Origin of the sequence: Spirosoma profusum, from assembly GCF_014699005.1 — a bacterium.
GTDB lineage: Bacteria > Bacteroidota > Bacteroidia > Cytophagales > Spirosomataceae > Spirosoma > Spirosoma profusum.
Genome location: NZ_JACWZY010000039.1, coordinates 1 through 15,511, shown reverse-complemented (window position 1 = coordinate 15,511; position 15,511 = coordinate 1). Strand labels below are relative to the sequence as shown.

The following is a 15,511-nucleotide window of genomic DNA, read 5'->3' as shown; positions in this document are numbered from 1 at the left end:
TATCGCTACGTTCCGTAATCAGTTGATTCAGGCGTTTTTATCGAGCCAATCCAGAATATAATCGGCGTCTTCTTTCCAGGTCGATTGACCCAGGACGTAGTGATTCCGCCCTTTAAATTCTTTGTAATCCAGCACAGATCCGTTTTTGGCATACGCTTCAAAATTCCGGTGATTCAGGTGAGCGGGAATGATGTTGTCCCGTTCGCCCGATGTAAGCAACAGTGGAACATGCGGCTTGTCGAGATCAACGTGGGCCGCGCTGGTCAGTCCTCCACGCGCTACCCGTTTCGATTCGGGAATGGTGTTCGCTTCGTAGGCGGCTTTCTGTTCGTCCAGCGGCATTTCATTCACAAACGCGTATTGCCAGTCTTCAAACGACATCAGGTACGTTTTGTCAAGATCTGTGAACAGACCGAGGGCTTTCCAACCCGCTTTCAAAAATGAAAATTCGTATGGAAATACACCCTGTGGCGGAACCGAATGGATAGCAACACCGGCCGCAGCCAAATCGCGATTCACGATAAGCTGCGTAATTAAACCACCCAGTGAGTGCCCAATGACGATCGGTTTTTCGGGAAACGATGCGACAATAGCCGCGTAATGATCGACCAGTTCGTCTAGGGTTAATTTAGCCAGATCGGTGTCATTTGGCTGACGATTGCGCAGTTCTTCGGCAGTTCCGTCTTTATGCGGCCAGGCAGGTGCAACCGTGTTATAGCCTTTGCTTTCGAAATACGCCTGCCACTCACTCCAGCCGTGGTGTGTAACGAAAGCCCCTGTTACAAACACAATGTTTTTATTTTTACTCGATGTCGTTTCCATGATTGTAGTGTTTTAAGTCGGTCGAAAATTTAGAATACATTTATTGTCAAGACACTACACATTAAATTGATCGTCAACTGGTCTGCTGTAGCGTTTGAACAGGACAAAATTCAGCATGGGTCGCGGCAAACAGTTTAACCCAAGTTAAAATCGTCATTGACCAATCATTCTTTTTCGAATACGACTCAGCGAAGGCCCCTGAATGCCCAGATAGGACGAGATATGGTAAAGGGGAATGGCGTTAAAAATATCGGGATGCTGCTGAACAAGGTCGAGGTACCGTTGTTCGGGCGTCTGAAACAGGAAACTTTCGGTACGTCCCATCGCAACGGAAAAGGCCCGCTCAGCTACCATCCGCCCAAACCGCTCCCACTGGTGCGACTCCTTATAAAGTTGCGTCAGGTTGTTGACATGGATGTATAAAATGGTTGAATCGACCATCGATTCCGTATAGTAATTGCAGGGGGATTGTTCCAGAAAGCTTTTGAAGGAAACTACAATTTGATTCTTCGAGAAAAAGAAAACGTTCTTCTCCTCACCTGTCTGCTCGTTTACGCAATACGCCCGAAACACGCCGTCAAGAATAAATCCGAGGTGTTTGCAGACGTTTTTGTACTCATTATAAAACTCGCCTTTATGATATTGTTTCTTTTGCCAATGAGGCATCGACAAGTCGAATGCTTCGTCATCGATATCGGCAAAAGCTTTCAGGGCATATCTCAGTACGTCAATTTCAGTCATAAATAGTAGGATTGGGCTTTTTGTAAAAATAGAAACCGGCAACGTAGCAACCAATCGTATCGGCTACAAATCAATACGTTCAAAACCAGGTACGTAATTGGCTAGTTATAGCCATTATGAAAACATACTCAACTACTTCAATACGTATCATAAAGGCTACCTTGTTATGGCCCGTAGTCTGCCTGTTCATTGGTTTGGCAGCCTGTAGCCAGACCAGCCAACCGATTAATGGACCTACGCAACGTCTGCGAGTCATGGTGGGCGAAATCAAAGAAGTTTCGCTCCCTGCTCAGGGAGATGGACGTACCGAGCTTATCGGCACATCTGATAATCAAGAAGTTGTAGAAGTATCTCGTCAGCAGTTGGCACCCGCCGTCGATACGTTAAGTCGAAGCAAATCAGGACCAACGGTTTTCCAGATAAAAGGCGTTACGTCAGGTACGGCCAACGTTGTGTTTTCAGCCAGACCGCTGAATCAGTCGGGAAACGGGCAACCCGTTCGTACCTACGTAGTGCGGGTTGTGGCGAAATAGCGCCAACTATCGGCATTTTTTCGCCCGTTATTCAGCCAACGCCACTACGTATAAAATCTGGCTGGTTGTTCGGTTCGAGGGAATCTACCTTTACATAACTTTCAATGTAAAGCCCCCGAAAGCATAACCAAGCAACACATGAACACTGCCTTTCTCTCGCTACTTACTGCCTGTTTATTTCTCACCGGTTCGGTTTATGCCGATTCCACACCAAATCCGTCGGACGGGAAATTAGCGGGTATTTTTCCTGTTGTTAATCAGAAAGCTACTTACATCGACGTAGTAGACTGCGGAAGCGTAACACAGACCGACGTATTCCGCCGGGTACGGTTGTGGCTGGCTCAGTCGAATTCATCGACGGTCGAAACGTTTCCAGTTATGGATAAAGAAACCGGCGATCTGGCTGGTCGGCTCACGCAGGTTATACGCCTTCCCCGCACCGAAACATCGGCAGGTGGCATTTATACGTTCCAGTATAGCCTGACAATTGAATGTACCAACCGGAAATACCGGGCTACCATCACCCGAATTGAGCTGGAAGAAAACGGTAGCAATAAACGCGTTTCGCTCGAAACCTTCTGCCAACGTACTGAGAAGGATACGCAGGCCGTTTGTGCGGAACTCGACAAACAACTCACCGGCGTACTAGCCTCTTTGCAGGAAAGCGTTAAGAATTATAAAGCGTTTTAGGAGATATTTTTGTCATTCTGAAGAAGGAAGAATCGTAAAGTACCCCTACTCACTAGTAAGGATGCATTAAGATTCTTCCTTCTTCAGAATGACAAAACGCTCATTTTGGCAACAGTGCCAAAAGTTTAAACAGGCTCATTTACATCATTCGTTACCAGTTCCATTTGAGTAGTTTTTGGCTGTTTTCGAACAGCAAACGGCATAAAGAGCAACGTAATAGTACAGGCAATTGTTGGTACGTAGCCAATTGGAGAAAACACACCGGTAGGTGCGCTGATAGCTACAATGATAAGCGCCGTTTTAATGATTTGACGCTGACTGTCAGGCACTCCGCTGAACCAGTTTCGGATGTAACGTAGCATCTGCACGCTGAGCGACAGGAGTAATACGCCCAGTAGAATCAGTGCGTAAAAGCGGAAATTATAAACAAAAGTCCCCGCCATTTTCTGCTCGATGGCCCGGTAACTGATTTCAAACAAATGTCCGGCTCCCAGGAACGTAGCGATTGAAGTAGCGCCGAAAACGACAAAATAAGCGGGCACTTTTCGCACAGGCACAGCGGCCCGACGTACCATCCGAACCGTATTGATGAAGGTAAAAACGACGCAGAACGTCAGTACGAGTTGGTCGATGTGGTTTAGATAATACGTTATCATGGTTTCTGGCTGATTCAGAAATAGTTTGTTATCCAGACAAGTTAATCAGCCAGTTTACTTATTTCCTTACCTGAGTTGTATCAACTGGCAAAAGAGTCACATCAATTGACTGTAATCGACCTTAAACTGCTACATCAAAGAGAGGAGATTATGATACTTAAGTCATAGAAAAAAGTATCAAGACCCGTGCATTGCTTAAAGTTGAGTACATTCACTCTTCTTTATCCCGACCATGCATATGCTCTCTCAACGTTCTCATTGGCTAACTGGTTGTTTACTACTAATTACGCTGACAGGGATGGCTCAGGCGCTTACCCGTGCGCCTTACCTGCAAACCGTTACGTCGACAGGAATTACTATACGATGGCGTACCGACCAGCCATCCGACAGCCGGGTTCGATTTGGTACTAGTTTCGGCCAACTTACTCAACAGACTACGAATCCGGCGCAGACCACCGAACACATCGTTACGTTAACGAATTTGCAACCGGCTACTCATTACTATTACGCCATTGGTTCATCGGCCAACGATATTTTGGTGTCGGAAGAGTTGTATTTCAAAACTTCGCCTGTGCCGGGTTCCACTGCCCCCTTTCGCATCTGGGCACTGGGTGATTTTGGAGCGGGTTCTGCCAATCAGATGGACGTAGCACAACGATACAGACAGGTAGCCCAAAACCGACCCGCCGACGTCTGGCTCTGGCTGGGCGACAATGCTTATAATCAGGGATACGACTGGCAATACCAGCAAAACGTGTTTACGATGTATACCGACATACTGAAACACCTTCCCTTCTGGCCGACACCCGGCAACCACGACTACGCCGATACTCCTACTAATCCCAACATCGAATATTTCAATTTGATTACGGTGCCACAACAGGCTGAAGTTGGTGGAGTACCGTCGGGTTCGAAAATGAATTACTCCTTCAACTACGCAAACGTCCATTTCGTATCGCTGGATTCTGAAGGGCAGGACGACAAACGTCTTTATGACACAACGGGGCGGCAGGTGCAGTGGCTGAAGCAGGATTTAGCAGCCAATAAGCTACCCTGGACTATCGTATTTTTTCACCATCCTCCCTATAGCAAAGGCTCGCACGACACTAATAATAGTCTGGAGTTAACTCTTATCCGTCAGCAACTTACCCCTATTCTTGAGCGCTACAATGTCGATCTCGTATTGTGTGGCCACAGTCATGTGTATGAGCGGAGTTATCTGATGAAAGGGCATACGGGTTTATCTAACACGTTTAACGTTAATCAGCACGCCGTCTCGACCAGCACGGCCCGTTACGATGGTTCGCCTAACTCCTGCCCGATTACCAACAAAACGAGTGGTGTTATTTACGTAGTAAACGGTAGTGGGGGGCAATTGGGCGGGCAGGCAGCGGGTTACCCACATCCGGCGATGATTTATTCGAATAATACAATTGGCGGCTCCATGCTCATCGACGTAAATAATAACCGGCTCGATGCACAATGGCTGGCGGCTGATGGTACTAGTAAAGACAAATTCACGCTGTTCAAAAACGTTGGCAAACGCTATTATCTGTTCACAACACCTGCTACGTCTCAAACACTAACCGCTTCCTGGCCAGGCAACTACGTCTGGAGTGGTAATCAAACCAGCCGTACTATCAACGTAGCACCAACAACCCCTACGAGCTATACCGTAACCGATTCGTTTGGCTGCCTCACCGACGTATTTACTATTGATATGGACAACACAACAGATTCCAATCTGACGTTTGCCGGTGAAATGACTATCGATGAAGGTAAAGAGCCGGCAACAGTACGTATATCGTTACCCGCAAACCAGACTGTCGATCTACACGTAACGGATAGCCAGGGTCTGGTTCTTTTCGAAAAACAATACCCGAATACGTCACAGATTCAGGAAACCGTAAGTTTGCCCAATCCAGGTAGGTACTGGTTCACGGCTCGGGTGGGAACGCAGCTTATCGGACGTATCAGTTTCGTCAAATAAGATAGTCGTTTTCGGATGCTACGTTCTGCATTTTCCGCTTTCAGAATCCCATTTATAAATCCAGAAATCTTTCTTAGTGGTATATAGGTTGCGATTTTCTTCTTACGGTCGCTTATCGTTATGGTTTTATCCCGTTTACTCTGGCTCGCTCCACTTACGCTGATTCTGCTGACAACGCTACTAGTTATAGCCAACGAATACGCTGTAGCCAGCGGTAGTAAACGTACCAAAGATATTTTGTACGATAGTTCCGATTCAGCATCTGAGCGGCACCGGCTCGATGTATACACACCTCGTTCTACTACGTCGAAAACCCGGCCAGTGGTCGTTTTTATCCACGGTGGGAGTTGGGATAGTGGCAGCAAAAATATGTATTCATTCGTTGGTCGGCGGCTGGCCAGTCAGGGTGTTGTGGCCGTACTGATCAATTACCGACTTGCCCCGGCGGTCGAGGTACCAGAAATGGCTGTTGACTGTTCTCATGCTTTAGTCTGGACGTATCGACACATTGCCGAATATGGTGGCGATCCTAATCAGATTTACGTAATGGGCCATTCAGCGGGTGGTGGATTAGCGGCCTTACTGGCTGTAAATAGCCATTATTTTACCCAGCTTGGCCTGATGCAAAATCCAATAAAAGGGGCCATTCTCGACGACCCAGCCGGCCTGGATATGTTCGATTATCTGAAAAAAATGGAGTATCCCGGCGACGAAAAATATTTGATTCCTTTCGGCAAAAAGGCTGACGTCTGGCAGATGGTATCAGCATTATATCAAGTAGATGCCAATTGTCCACCGATGCTAATGTACACGGGTGAGGAGACGTATCCCAGCATTATCAAAAGCAGTCGTAAGTTTGATCAACAATTGAAAAAGTTCGGCATCAGACACACACTTACAATAATTCCGGGTAAAAAACACGTCGGTATGGCGGTACAGCTTTTCTGGAAAAACAACCTCATCTACAAAGATTTACGTAAGTTTATCGGGGTAGATCAATGACACTTTTATCATGCCGAGGCTTTTGTCATGCTGAGGGACGAAGCATCTTAAAGCATCCAAACAAAATAGTTATGATACGTTAAGATGCTTCGTCTCTCAGCATGACAAAAATCTCACTTCAACCCTGTTCCAATCACATTAGCTGGCGGAGGCACGGTTAGAGCAGTTCCGCCGGTTTCGTCGGCACCGAGGTCGGGGTTGCCAGAGCGAGGATTGCCGTCGTAATCAATGGTAATGATGGATTGAGGTAAACCCACTTTAATGCAGGGGCTTCCAGCCTGAAGATGGAATTGCGTATTGAGTTGAGGATCTCCTTCGATACTATGCGCATCGAAACCCGTTCCCGATTTCCACTGCGCAAATGTCAGATCGCGTTTTTGCCGGTTCTCATAAAGCGGAGCTTTGCCCGCTCGATAATACCGGTTATAATCAATCTGGCTGTTACCGGCCAGTGATTCGGCTTTGTCATCTTCGTAATACCGAATCCGTACCATGGGCACATTGCCCGTTTGTGGTTGTACAAAAATGTTATTCAGCACTTTAGCGTCTCGGTTAGACGGAGTACGTAACGCACCCGATGGCCCTACGTAGGTTTCGCCCCGGCTGATATACAGAACACCATACGTATCACTGCCGACATTCACGAACGTATTATTCAGCACCTGCGGACGTACCGACGCAATCAGCCCTACCCCGCCCCATTTGGCATTGACGATGATGTTGTTACGTATCACCATATCAAAACTTTCAATGTACTCAGTGTTGTCCTTACTGAACCACTCCTGATCGGTGTTGGTATAGCCAGCCACTACGCCCAACTCCCCACAATTCATAATCAGGTTGTTCTCGATAACACAGTTTTTAGGGCCGCCTTTGGCGTATAAGCCGTTGGTCGAAATATCGTGGATGTAACAATTGCGCACCACCATCGCCGAACCATTTACATTGTCGATGGCTTCGGCATTGTTGGCCGTTACGTTGGCTGGACCAACACCAGAGCGATAAATTTCACAGTTGAGTATCTTAACGTTATCGCAACCCGACACAATTTTGATACAGTCGCGACCGGTATCATGAATTTTACAATTACGTATCGTAATATCTCTGACGCTACGTAGCACCGGCTCACCATTTTCCCAGTTGTTTTCCAGTTTGATGCCATAATAGTAGCCACCAACGATTTCCAGATTTTCGAGCAGACCGCCAACAATGGTTGGTTCGCGATACCAGATTGTCGAGGCAATATCCTCATCGTTGGTCACCGCCCGGATAATCGCCCATTCGCCCGGATAGGAACGTATCGTGAGATTGCAGGTTAAAATCCTGATTTCGCGACTTTCGTGCGTACCTGCTCGCAACTCAATAGCATCGCCCGGTTTAGCCGAATCGACGGCTTTCTGGACAGTTTTCAGTGGCTTACCTAACGTACCGTCATTACTGTCGTTTCCGTTCGTTGCTACGTACCACGTTCGGGGTGTTGGGTTAGGCTCGCTACAGGCAAAACCTGATGGATTACTACCGGGGTCTGTTACGTTGGCGCTATCCACCGGGTCCGATGGATCGAGACTAGCTTTTATACATTGAGTCAGCGATAACGCTGCAATCAGAAAGAATACGAGGTGTGGAATTAGTTTCTTCATCGTTTTTGGGTGTTGAGATTATCCAATGCTGATCCGATCTGGAAGCTGTAAACCGTGACTCCAATTTGTCTAAACGCTTTATTACGTCCTCCAGTTGGTTGTTCAACTGGGCATATTCTTGTTGTAATACGTTGTTCTCGCTTTTCAACTCCTTTACAGATTCAGCCAGATGCGGTATAAAATCTGTGTAGTTCACACGCAGAAATCCTTAGTCGTCAGTTTGAATCAACTCTGGCAAAACACCGGCATCACAGGCCTGATTCAGGTATAGATTTTGAGCCTACAAATATGTTGGCAATTCCAGACACAGCACTAGCAAAATGGGTACGTACTTCATTGCTACAGAGTGGTTTTAGATTCGCTTGTACGTAATGACTGTACGTTTGGCTTTGGTAGGATTAGGCATTTGCGGATTGTCGGCATAATTGAACGACCAGGTCATGGTATTGCCGCTTACGGTCAGATCATAGTCGGCGTCGGGCAAACTTTTATCGATCATGACAACTTTGATTTTATTACCCTTTGCCGACCATCGACCCGATTTGTTCATGCTCTCAATGGCCTTTTTCATCTGGCCACAAGATTCAGGAACGTCCGTCCGGAACGTACCATCGGCTACAAAGGTGTAGGTAATGTCGGCTGTGCAAGGCATAGCTTTCGTGAGCTGAACCGACATATCAGTGGTTTTGCCGTCGGCTTCGGTCATGAGCATGGTGGTACGTTTCCAGGTACCAACGGCACTTTGTGCCCAACCCGTAACGCATAAAAAGAAACAGACTGACGTAGTGAAAAGTAGACGTATCATTTGGTTAGATATTAAGGAATGGAGAATAAAAAAACAGCACTGGTACGTACCCGGCTAGCTTTCTGAAGTATCGACATCCTTTTTGCATTTCCAATACTTAATTTACTCACCGTTCAATTTTTAGATCAAACGTGAACGTAGCAGTGCCGCTGCCTTTCCCTGAAACGTAACAAATCTTTTTTCTCTGCTGCATTTTGAGCGCATTCCCAGCCAAAACCTCGTCCGATGCGTACTAGCAGAAACAAATGTTTTCATACGTATCAGTCGTTACTTATTTCTTCCCAGCTTCTGCCAATTGATTTGCTGACAACTGAGTTTCCAATGCCGTTATTCGCTTCAAGACCGCATCCAACTGGGCCTGTAACACTTCGTTTTCACGTCTCAGCGTCTCAACAAGTTCGTCGTCCTTCGCTTTTAATGTTTTCACGGCCTCAACCAGATGCGGTACAAATCCCGTGTAATCGACGCTCAGAAACCCGTTGTCGTCGGTGCGAACCAGTTCAGGAAAAATCGGCTGCACTTCCTGCGCGACGAAGCCCGTTTGCAGACCCGGCATTTTGGCTTCTTTCCAGAAATAATGCTGCCCCTGTATGCCGGTAAGTTTAGTTAACGAACCTGTTAGCGGTTGAAAATCCCGTTTTAGTCGCTGGTCGGAGCAAAGGGCGATAGCCGATCGGGAACAAATGCTGCCCGAATTGACATTGAGCCGAAGCAGCCAGTCGCCAAGAGGAAAACCATAAATACCCAGTTCGTTATCATCCCTCATGCCAACGTATGCCTGAGGGTTGGGCACCCGAAATGATTCGAGATTGGCGAACTCAATGCCGCCGGAGCGGGAAGCGTCGCTTCCTCCTTCAACCAGAATACGCCCTCCCTGAAAATGCCCCGAATAGCGCCCATAAATCGTTTTGGCCAATATAGCAGGACCAGCATAGAAACTAGGGCGGGTATTCGTGGCCCGAATAGTGCCGTAGTTGTCCTGGCTTCTCACACTGATAGCCGCTCCCGTTGACTCATCAGCGGTATTGATGATATTGACTAATGCGTTAACGGCACTGCCCCGAATACCAACTATTCCATCAAACGCACTGCCCTCAAACAGAGTCGTTCCTACAATATTCGTAAATCCCTCGACTCGGTTATTTCCTGTTATCCGTACATCGCCCGCTACATCTAATTTATATGCCGGGCTAGACGTACCAATGCCAACGTTTCCGTTGTTCAGAATCGTCATCCGGGTAGCGTAATTGGTGGCAAATATCAGGTGTTTGGGGAATTGGTTATTACCTGTGGGCGGCACACCGATTTCGAGTCCATAGTGACCCGCCGGGTTGAATGGATTGGAGGTCCAGGTACGAATGTAGCCATAGGATCGGCTGATATCGGTTGGGGTGGGGTCGTTCACGTCCCGGAACAATACGTAGGGATTTACACCTTCAACGCGCATGGCGTTTTCGCCGGGAGTCTTTACGTGCAACGGGGACAAGGGATTGCGCGTGCCGATACCAACGTCGCCCGTCTGATTTAGGTACAAATTTTGCGCCGAACCAACCGAAGCCAGAAGAAGCCAGAAAAGTAGGCTAAAGAGGGGTTTCATGGTTTAGAGTTTGTGGTAGACGTAGGTCAGGATGTTTTTTTTGTATGGACCAACTTTGGTTGCGTCCACCTCCAAGAACATAGCAGCAGAGCCGTTAATCCCGTCTACGGTCTGAATGTCGTAGGTCAGATCGCCCGTTTGGCCGATGAGTTGGGCAAACTCCCGTTCTTCTTTACCAATAATAGTGAGCTTTCCCTCCTCAATGCCGATCCCACTGGTGCGTTTAGCGTTCAACGACCAGCGTACTTCACGGGTTTTAGTGCTTCCATCAATGTCTCCAGTTGCTTTCAACCGACCATCGCTGAAAAATTCCCAGATGATTACCGTACCCTTACTTTTGAGTTCCGGGCCGGTGCTCAGCGTAGTACCATCCTGTTTGGTGATGTGATAGAGCGCACGAATGGCCTCCCATTTGCCTACCAGTGAGGTAATTTGTTGCGGCTGCGGGTCATCGGAATTTTTGCTGCTGCAACCCGCGCCTGAATTGCCGAACAGCACAGCCGCTAACAAGCTGTATACAAGTATTTTTTTCATGACTTTATTCGTGTTAAATGAACCGTTATTTTTTTGTCGTAGCGTGGATCGGCACTACTCGAATAGCCCGAACCCGTATTGGTCGTAAAGGTGAAAGCCAGCGTAAGCGTCAGATCGTCGTTCTGCCATTGACCGCCTTCGAGCGCCAATGCTACGTTGAAGTTGTTACGTAGCGGGCCAGTTTCGTCGCTACCCTGAAAATGAATCACATCAAGTCGGTGTCCATCCCTGGTTTCGACATGGCCGCTCAGGTCGTAGACTTCATTTCCGAACTTGCTTGTTACGTTAGCCGTTCCGTCGAAATGCTGCTTATCAGCTCGGGAGCCTAATCCGCTACGTTTGCGCGTCCGTCGACTTGCTTTTTGGGCCCGTTCTTCGTCCGTCATCGGTTTAACGATGGTCAGCCGGATCGTTTTCAATACGTTGTCTGGATCGTGGAATTCGCCCTGCCACGTACCGACGAGCAGTTTAGCATTTTCGTCGCGGCTGTAGGCCCAGGGGCGTTCGCTCAGGTCGGCGTAGTAGCTGACGTAGTACTTACATTCGTAAACCGCCCAGCTAATCCCCGCCAGTCCCAGAAAAAACAGCAGGAGTTTGGTGCTTTTTGTCATTTGCCAACCTGATAGATGGCGTACAAAAGTGCCTTGCTGATACGTTGGCTGGCCTTTTTACCCAAATGTCCCTGCCCGTCGCTGTCCACGCCGTTTACCTCAGAAGGATCGGCAGCACTGGCGCGGTTATCCTGGCAGATGCGTGGTACGTTGCTCTGCTGACAAGCACCATCGTTCGTTTCTACAGCCTGTAGGTCGAATACTACGTCGGTACTTTTGAACGTATCTTTCATCCACTGGCCTACGTTCGCTTTGGCAGCATTACCTTCTTCTGCCGTAGTCGAATACACGAGCGGGGGCGTCATGTGTACGAACCGAATTCCCGGAATCTGTTGCCGAAGTTCATCGACAAATGTTTTGTAAGCCGTTTTAACCTGTTCCCGATTAGTATCCAGAACGTCGGCATAGCCGAACTTGAACACGGCAATTTTTAACGTAGCTTTACTACGTAGCGCGGCCTCTTTAAACACCCGAATTTTCTCGTACGGATTGCCATTCGGAATACCGCCCACATCCACGAAAATGCCTCCCCGAAGTCCTTTCCCTTCGCCCCCTTTATCGACAAGGTCTTTCGGTCCGAAGTAGTCAAACGTAACGCCGTTGGCTTTGGCACCTTCTTCTAAATCCTGACCAACAGACTGATGCAGAAAAAGCGTATTCCAGTTTTTGATACGTCCCTTTTCGGTTGCAATCAGTTTGTCCCAGGCCTCGATACCAGCTATTCCGACTATTCCTGGCTGTCCATTGCCCAGTGCTACGTTACCGACAGTGCCTGGGTCGGTAGGATTGGTCGGCGTTGTGGGACTAGTTGGTGATGCAGGACTTGGGTCGTTGGATGGGCTGGCACAACCCGCCAGCAGCAGTAAAAACAATAGGTGTCTCATAAACAATTGGCGTTGATGGGTCGAAACTGCATGCGTTCGACCACGCCTACAACAGACTCTCGACTAACGACCGTTTGAATCGACCAACAGCAGGTGGCTTTGAGTAAGCGGTTCGTTTTGTACACCCAAAGCGTATATCTTTGATCGTTGACCACCTGTAAGGCAATGCCACTCACTACGTATTCCTGTGTAATTGTTGACGACAACGAGATAGATCGATTGACGGCCCTCGCGCACGCACGCCAGTACCCGATCCTCGACGTAGTGGGCGTATTTGAGTTAGCGACGGCTGCCTTGCCGTTTCTGGAAAATCGGGCGGTTGACGTACTGCTGCTCGATATTGACATGCCCGATTTAAACGGATTGGAACTGCGGATGAATCTGATGAAAGTGCCGGTGTGCGTGTTCATTACGTCCTATCCCGACTATGCCGCCGATAGTTTCGCCGTCGATGCTTTTGATTATCTGGTCAAGCCGATACGTCGTGAACGCTTTGCCCATACGATGAGCCGGGTGGAATCTTTTTTTGAATTGACCCGCAAGGCACAACTGTTCGATTTAAGCCTCGGCGCCGATACTATATATATTAAGGACGGCCATGAGCAGATTAAGCTAAATCTACACGACATTGTGTATCTGGAAGGATTGAAAGACTACACGCGAATTGTTACGTCGACGCAACAGTATACGGTACTTTCATCGATTGGAAATCTATTGCAGACGAAACCGTTTGGGTCATTTTTACGTATTCACCGGAGTTATGCCGTGCAACGTCACTACATCGACCGAGTAAGCGCACAACAGGTACACGTGCAGCAATTTACCCTGCCCGTTGGACGGAGTTATAAATCGGCGTTGAACGGAATCGAATGAACCGGCTAATCATCGTTTTTCTTCTTTTCTCTGTCCCTTCGCTGGCCCAAAAGCAGGGTCGCGCCCTGATTGACTCGCTGGTAGCTGAGCTACCCAAAACCACCAATGATACAGCCAAAGGTCGACTGTATCGGGTTATCGCCGAAGAATGGTTCTTTACCAATATCGATCAGGCGCTGTATTACAGCCGATTAGGGCTACAGCACACCACCCGCATGAACTGGCAACGAGGCATTGGTGTTTTCAATGCCTACATTGGCCGGGCCTATAGCGACAAGGGAAATTATGATTCGTGTCGTTACTATTTTCTGAAAGCCATCAGAATCTACAAACAGCTTGGCGATACCTGGAATCTGGCTAGCAGTACGAATAGTCTTGGTGTCGCCGAGCACAATATCCGCTCTAATTACATAGCCGCCACACGCTATTATTTCGAGGGATTAACTTATGCTGAAAAGACAGGTGACAATTACCTCATCGGGATTAGTCTGGATAACATCTCGGAGATTTACCGGATTCAGAAGAACATCCCGAAGGCACTACAATTCGGGAAACGGGCACTAGCCCTTCGCCAACAGCAGCGTAACCCCGACATCAACGCACAACGTGAACTGGCTGCTGCTCAGACCAGTATGTCCGCTTTATACATTCTGATGGCAGATTGGCCCAAAGCCAGGCAATTCGGGATACAGGCGTTAGCCGGTCATCGGCAGGTTGATAATAAGGAAGGACTGGCAAAAACGTACGGCAATCTGTCTATGGCGATGCAACAGGATTATGTCCAGAAAATTGATTACGCCCGCAAAGCCAAAGTATTATGGGACGAAACAAATCCTCGTCATCTGGAGGCAGTTGCTAATCTGGCTAATCTGGGCGTAGCCTATTTCGATCTGGTACGTCGCCCCAATCCAAACACCGTTGCGATCCAGCCTACTAATCGGGCTGTTCGGCTGCAACTAGCTGAGCAATATTTGACCCAGGCTATTCGACTCAGTGCCGATAAAGGCGAAGTAGGTGATCAGGCTCATTTTCGGGGAAGCCTGGCCGAATTGCAGGCTTTGGCAGGAAATTACAAAGGAGCTTACGAAAATTTCCGGGCATATCAGACGGCCCAGGATTCGTTGTATTCACAGGAAGCCAAAAACAGGATTGCCGGTCTGGAAGGTCAGCGCGAAATCGAACTACGTGATAAACAACTCGAAATTAATCGGTTAATCATTGCCGCTCAGAAACGTCAGCAACTGGCTATGCTTGTTGGGTTGGGGCTATTGGCAGTGATTGGGGGGCTACTATACTGGCAAAACCGCACCCGTAAACGTACTAATACTACGTTACTGCGTCTAAATCAGGAACTTGACGAAGCTAACCGTGTGAAAGCCCGATTCTTTGCTATTCTGAGCCACGACCTACGTAGTCCAATTGCCAATCTGATTAGTTTTCTGCATCTCCAGCGCGAAAATCCCGACCTGCTCCCACCCGACCAGGTAGCTCGTCATGAACAAAATATTACCGAAGCTGCGGAAGGTTTGCTCGATACGATGGAATCGATGTTGTTATGGAGTAAGGGTCAGATGCAGCAATTTAAACCCGATAAGAAGATCGTTCCCATTGCTACGTTGTTTGGTTATTTGCAGCGATTTTTTGTAGGTGTTCCCCATGTACGTATCAGCTTCGACGCGCCCGATGGAATACAGGTCGCTACCGACGAAGATTACCTACGCACCATCATGCAAAACCTGACCAGTAATTCCATCAACGCGCTGAAACATACTCCCAACGCGCACATTCACTGGCAGGCTCAGGGTGACTTGAATCAGGTTATACTGGTTATCACTGATAACGGCCCTGGTATGTCGGAAGCTCAATTAAACGCACTTTACAGCAATGATGCGGTAATTAGTGGCAAAAGTGGGCTGGGTCTACATCTGATACGTGATCTGGCTCGGGCCATTGCTTGCCAGATCAGCGTTCAGTCAAAACCGGGATGTGGCACGGAATTTAGATTGGCGTTTTCCTGACTTCGTTAAGCAGAACAAAATACCTATATAAAACACTCTTTAAGGGGTTAAGCAAAAGTAATGGTGTATTCTTGACCGACCTGACTTAGAATGCGCTCGACCGCTTTGCGCAGGC

The 15,511-nt window shown here is 48.0% G+C and carries 14 protein-coding genes and 1 pseudogene; 6 read left to right on the top strand and 9 right to left on the bottom strand.

What is annotated here, in order from left to right; all coding sequences use genetic code 11:
* Nucleotides 1–27: 27 nt before the first annotated feature.
* Nucleotides 28–822 (bottom strand): alpha/beta hydrolase, encoded by a 795-nt coding sequence (locus IC229_RS29940; protein ID WP_190891828.1) that lies wholly within the window; start codon nt 820–822, stop codon nt 28–30.
* Between the two features lie 153 nt (nt 823–975).
* Nucleotides 976–1,563 carry a Crp/Fnr family transcriptional regulator gene (locus IC229_RS29935; protein WP_190891827.1) on the bottom strand — a complete coding sequence of 196 codons (588 nt, stop codon included), beginning with the start codon at nt 1,561–1,563 and terminating at the stop codon, nt 976–978.
* A gap of 116 nt (nt 1,564–1,679) precedes the next feature.
* On the opposite strand from IC229_RS29935, the gene IC229_RS29930 reads away from it, so the two are divergent.
* On the top strand, nt 1,680–2,096 hold the full coding sequence (locus IC229_RS29930; RefSeq protein WP_223834275.1) for a hypothetical protein: 417 nt from the start codon (nt 1,680–1,682) through the stop codon (nt 2,094–2,096).
* Nucleotides 2,097–2,234: 138 nt separating this feature from the next.
* Complete coding sequence (locus IC229_RS29925; protein ID WP_190891826.1) at nt 2,235–2,786, top strand: DUF4468 domain-containing protein; 552 nt, start codon at nt 2,235–2,237, stop codon at nt 2,784–2,786.
* A 125-nt stretch (nt 2,787–2,911) separates the two neighbouring features.
* Here IC229_RS29925 and IC229_RS29920 read toward each other — a convergent pair whose 3' ends face one another.
* On the bottom strand, nt 2,912–3,442 hold the full coding sequence (locus tag IC229_RS29920; RefSeq protein ID WP_190891825.1) for a hypothetical protein: 531 nt from the start codon (nt 3,440–3,442) through the stop codon (nt 2,912–2,914).
* A gap of 232 nt (nt 3,443–3,674) precedes the next feature.
* Here IC229_RS29920 and IC229_RS29915 point away from each other — a divergent pair, with 232 nt between their 5' ends.
* Both IC229_RS29915 and IC229_RS29910 read left to right on the top strand, forming a co-directional pair.
* Nucleotides 3,675–5,432 (top strand): purple acid phosphatase family protein, encoded by a 1,758-nt coding sequence (locus IC229_RS29915; RefSeq protein WP_190891823.1) that lies wholly within the window; start codon nt 3,675–3,677, stop codon nt 5,430–5,432.
* A gap of 120 nt (nt 5,433–5,552) precedes the next feature.
* On the top strand, nt 5,553–6,434 hold the full coding sequence (locus IC229_RS29910) for an alpha/beta hydrolase (protein WP_190891822.1): 882 nt from the start codon (nt 5,553–5,555) through the stop codon (nt 6,432–6,434).
* A 605-nt stretch (nt 6,435–7,039) separates the two neighbouring features.
* Here the strand turns inward: IC229_RS29910 and IC229_RS29905 are convergent.
* The 6 genes and pseudogenes from IC229_RS29905 to IC229_RS29880 form a co-directional block, all read right to left on the bottom strand.
* Nucleotides 7,040–8,074 (bottom strand): annotated as a pseudogene (locus IC229_RS29905) (right-handed parallel beta-helix repeat-containing protein); the annotation flags it as partial.
* 352 nt (nt 8,075–8,426) lie between these two features.
* Nucleotides 8,427–8,879, bottom strand: coding sequence for a lipocalin-like domain-containing protein (locus tag IC229_RS29900; protein ID WP_190891818.1), 453 nt, complete (start codon nt 8,877–8,879; stop codon nt 8,427–8,429).
* 271 nt (nt 8,880–9,150) lie between these two features.
* A complete protein-coding gene (locus IC229_RS29895) occupies nt 9,151–10,476 on the bottom strand; it encodes a tail fiber domain-containing protein (protein WP_190891817.1) in 1,326 nt (441 codons plus the stop codon).
* A 3-nt stretch (nt 10,477–10,479) separates the two neighbouring features.
* Entirely contained in the window at nt 10,480–11,010 is a 531-nt protein-coding gene (locus IC229_RS29890; RefSeq protein WP_190891815.1) for a hypothetical protein, read from the bottom strand.
* The gene (locus IC229_RS29885) at nt 11,007–11,621 is read right to left on the bottom strand and encodes a hypothetical protein (RefSeq protein ID WP_190891813.1); all 615 of its coding nucleotides are present in this window, start codon (nt 11,619–11,621) and stop codon (nt 11,007–11,009) included. Before IC229_RS29885 ends, IC229_RS29890 begins: the two co-directional genes overlap by 4 nt.
* Nucleotides 11,618–12,505 (bottom strand): SGNH/GDSL hydrolase family protein, encoded by an 888-nt coding sequence (locus IC229_RS29880; RefSeq protein WP_190891812.1) that lies wholly within the window; start codon nt 12,503–12,505, stop codon nt 11,618–11,620. The genes IC229_RS29885 and IC229_RS29880 overlap by 4 nt, the downstream gene beginning before the upstream one ends.
* A gap of 147 nt (nt 12,506–12,652) precedes the next feature.
* On the opposite strand from IC229_RS29880, the gene IC229_RS29875 reads away from it, so the two are divergent.
* Entirely contained in the window at nt 12,653–13,378 is a 726-nt protein-coding gene (locus tag IC229_RS29875; RefSeq protein WP_223834274.1) for a LytR/AlgR family response regulator transcription factor, read from the top strand.
* Nucleotides 13,375–15,396 carry a sensor histidine kinase gene (locus IC229_RS29870; protein WP_190891810.1) on the top strand — a complete coding sequence of 674 codons (2,022 nt, stop codon included), beginning with the start codon at nt 13,375–13,377 and terminating at the stop codon, nt 15,394–15,396. Before IC229_RS29875 ends, IC229_RS29870 begins: the two co-directional genes overlap by 4 nt.
* The last annotated feature ends 115 nt before the right edge of the window (nt 15,397–15,511 follow it).

Excerpts from the sequence above, each read along its gene's own strand:
- IC229_RS29940 (WP_190891828.1), bottom strand. The coding sequence starts at position 822 with ATGGAAACGACATCGAGTAAAAATAAAAACATTGTGTTTGTAACAGGG.
- IC229_RS29935 (WP_190891827.1), bottom strand. The coding sequence starts at position 1,563 with ATGACTGAAATTGACGTACTGAGATATGCCCTGAAAGCTTTTGCCGAT.
- IC229_RS29930 (WP_223834275.1), top strand. The coding sequence starts at position 1,680 with ATGAAAACATACTCAACTACTTCAATACGTATCATAAAGGCTACCTTG.
- IC229_RS29925 (WP_190891826.1), top strand. The coding sequence starts at position 2,235 with ATGAACACTGCCTTTCTCTCGCTACTTACTGCCTGTTTATTTCTCACC.
- IC229_RS29920 (WP_190891825.1), bottom strand. The coding sequence starts at position 3,442 with ATGATAACGTATTATCTAAACCACATCGACCAACTCGTACTGACGTTC.
- IC229_RS29915 (WP_190891823.1), top strand. The coding sequence starts at position 3,675 with ATGCATATGCTCTCTCAACGTTCTCATTGGCTAACTGGTTGTTTACTA.
- IC229_RS29910 (WP_190891822.1), top strand. The coding sequence starts at position 5,553 with ATGGTTTTATCCCGTTTACTCTGGCTCGCTCCACTTACGCTGATTCTG.
- IC229_RS29900 (WP_190891818.1), bottom strand. The coding sequence starts at position 8,879 with ATGATACGTCTACTTTTCACTACGTCAGTCTGTTTCTTTTTATGCGTT.
- IC229_RS29895 (WP_190891817.1), bottom strand. The coding sequence starts at position 10,476 with ATGAAACCCCTCTTTAGCCTACTTTTCTGGCTTCTTCTGGCTTCGGTT.
- IC229_RS29890 (WP_190891815.1), bottom strand. The coding sequence starts at position 11,010 with ATGAAAAAAATACTTGTATACAGCTTGTTAGCGGCTGTGCTGTTCGGC.
- IC229_RS29885 (WP_190891813.1), bottom strand. The coding sequence starts at position 11,621 with ATGACAAAAAGCACCAAACTCCTGCTGTTTTTTCTGGGACTGGCGGGG.
- IC229_RS29880 (WP_190891812.1), bottom strand. The coding sequence starts at position 12,505 with ATGAGACACCTATTGTTTTTACTGCTGCTGGCGGGTTGTGCCAGCCCA.
- IC229_RS29870 (WP_190891810.1), top strand. The coding sequence starts at position 13,375 with ATGAACCGGCTAATCATCGTTTTTCTTCTTTTCTCTGTCCCTTCGCTG.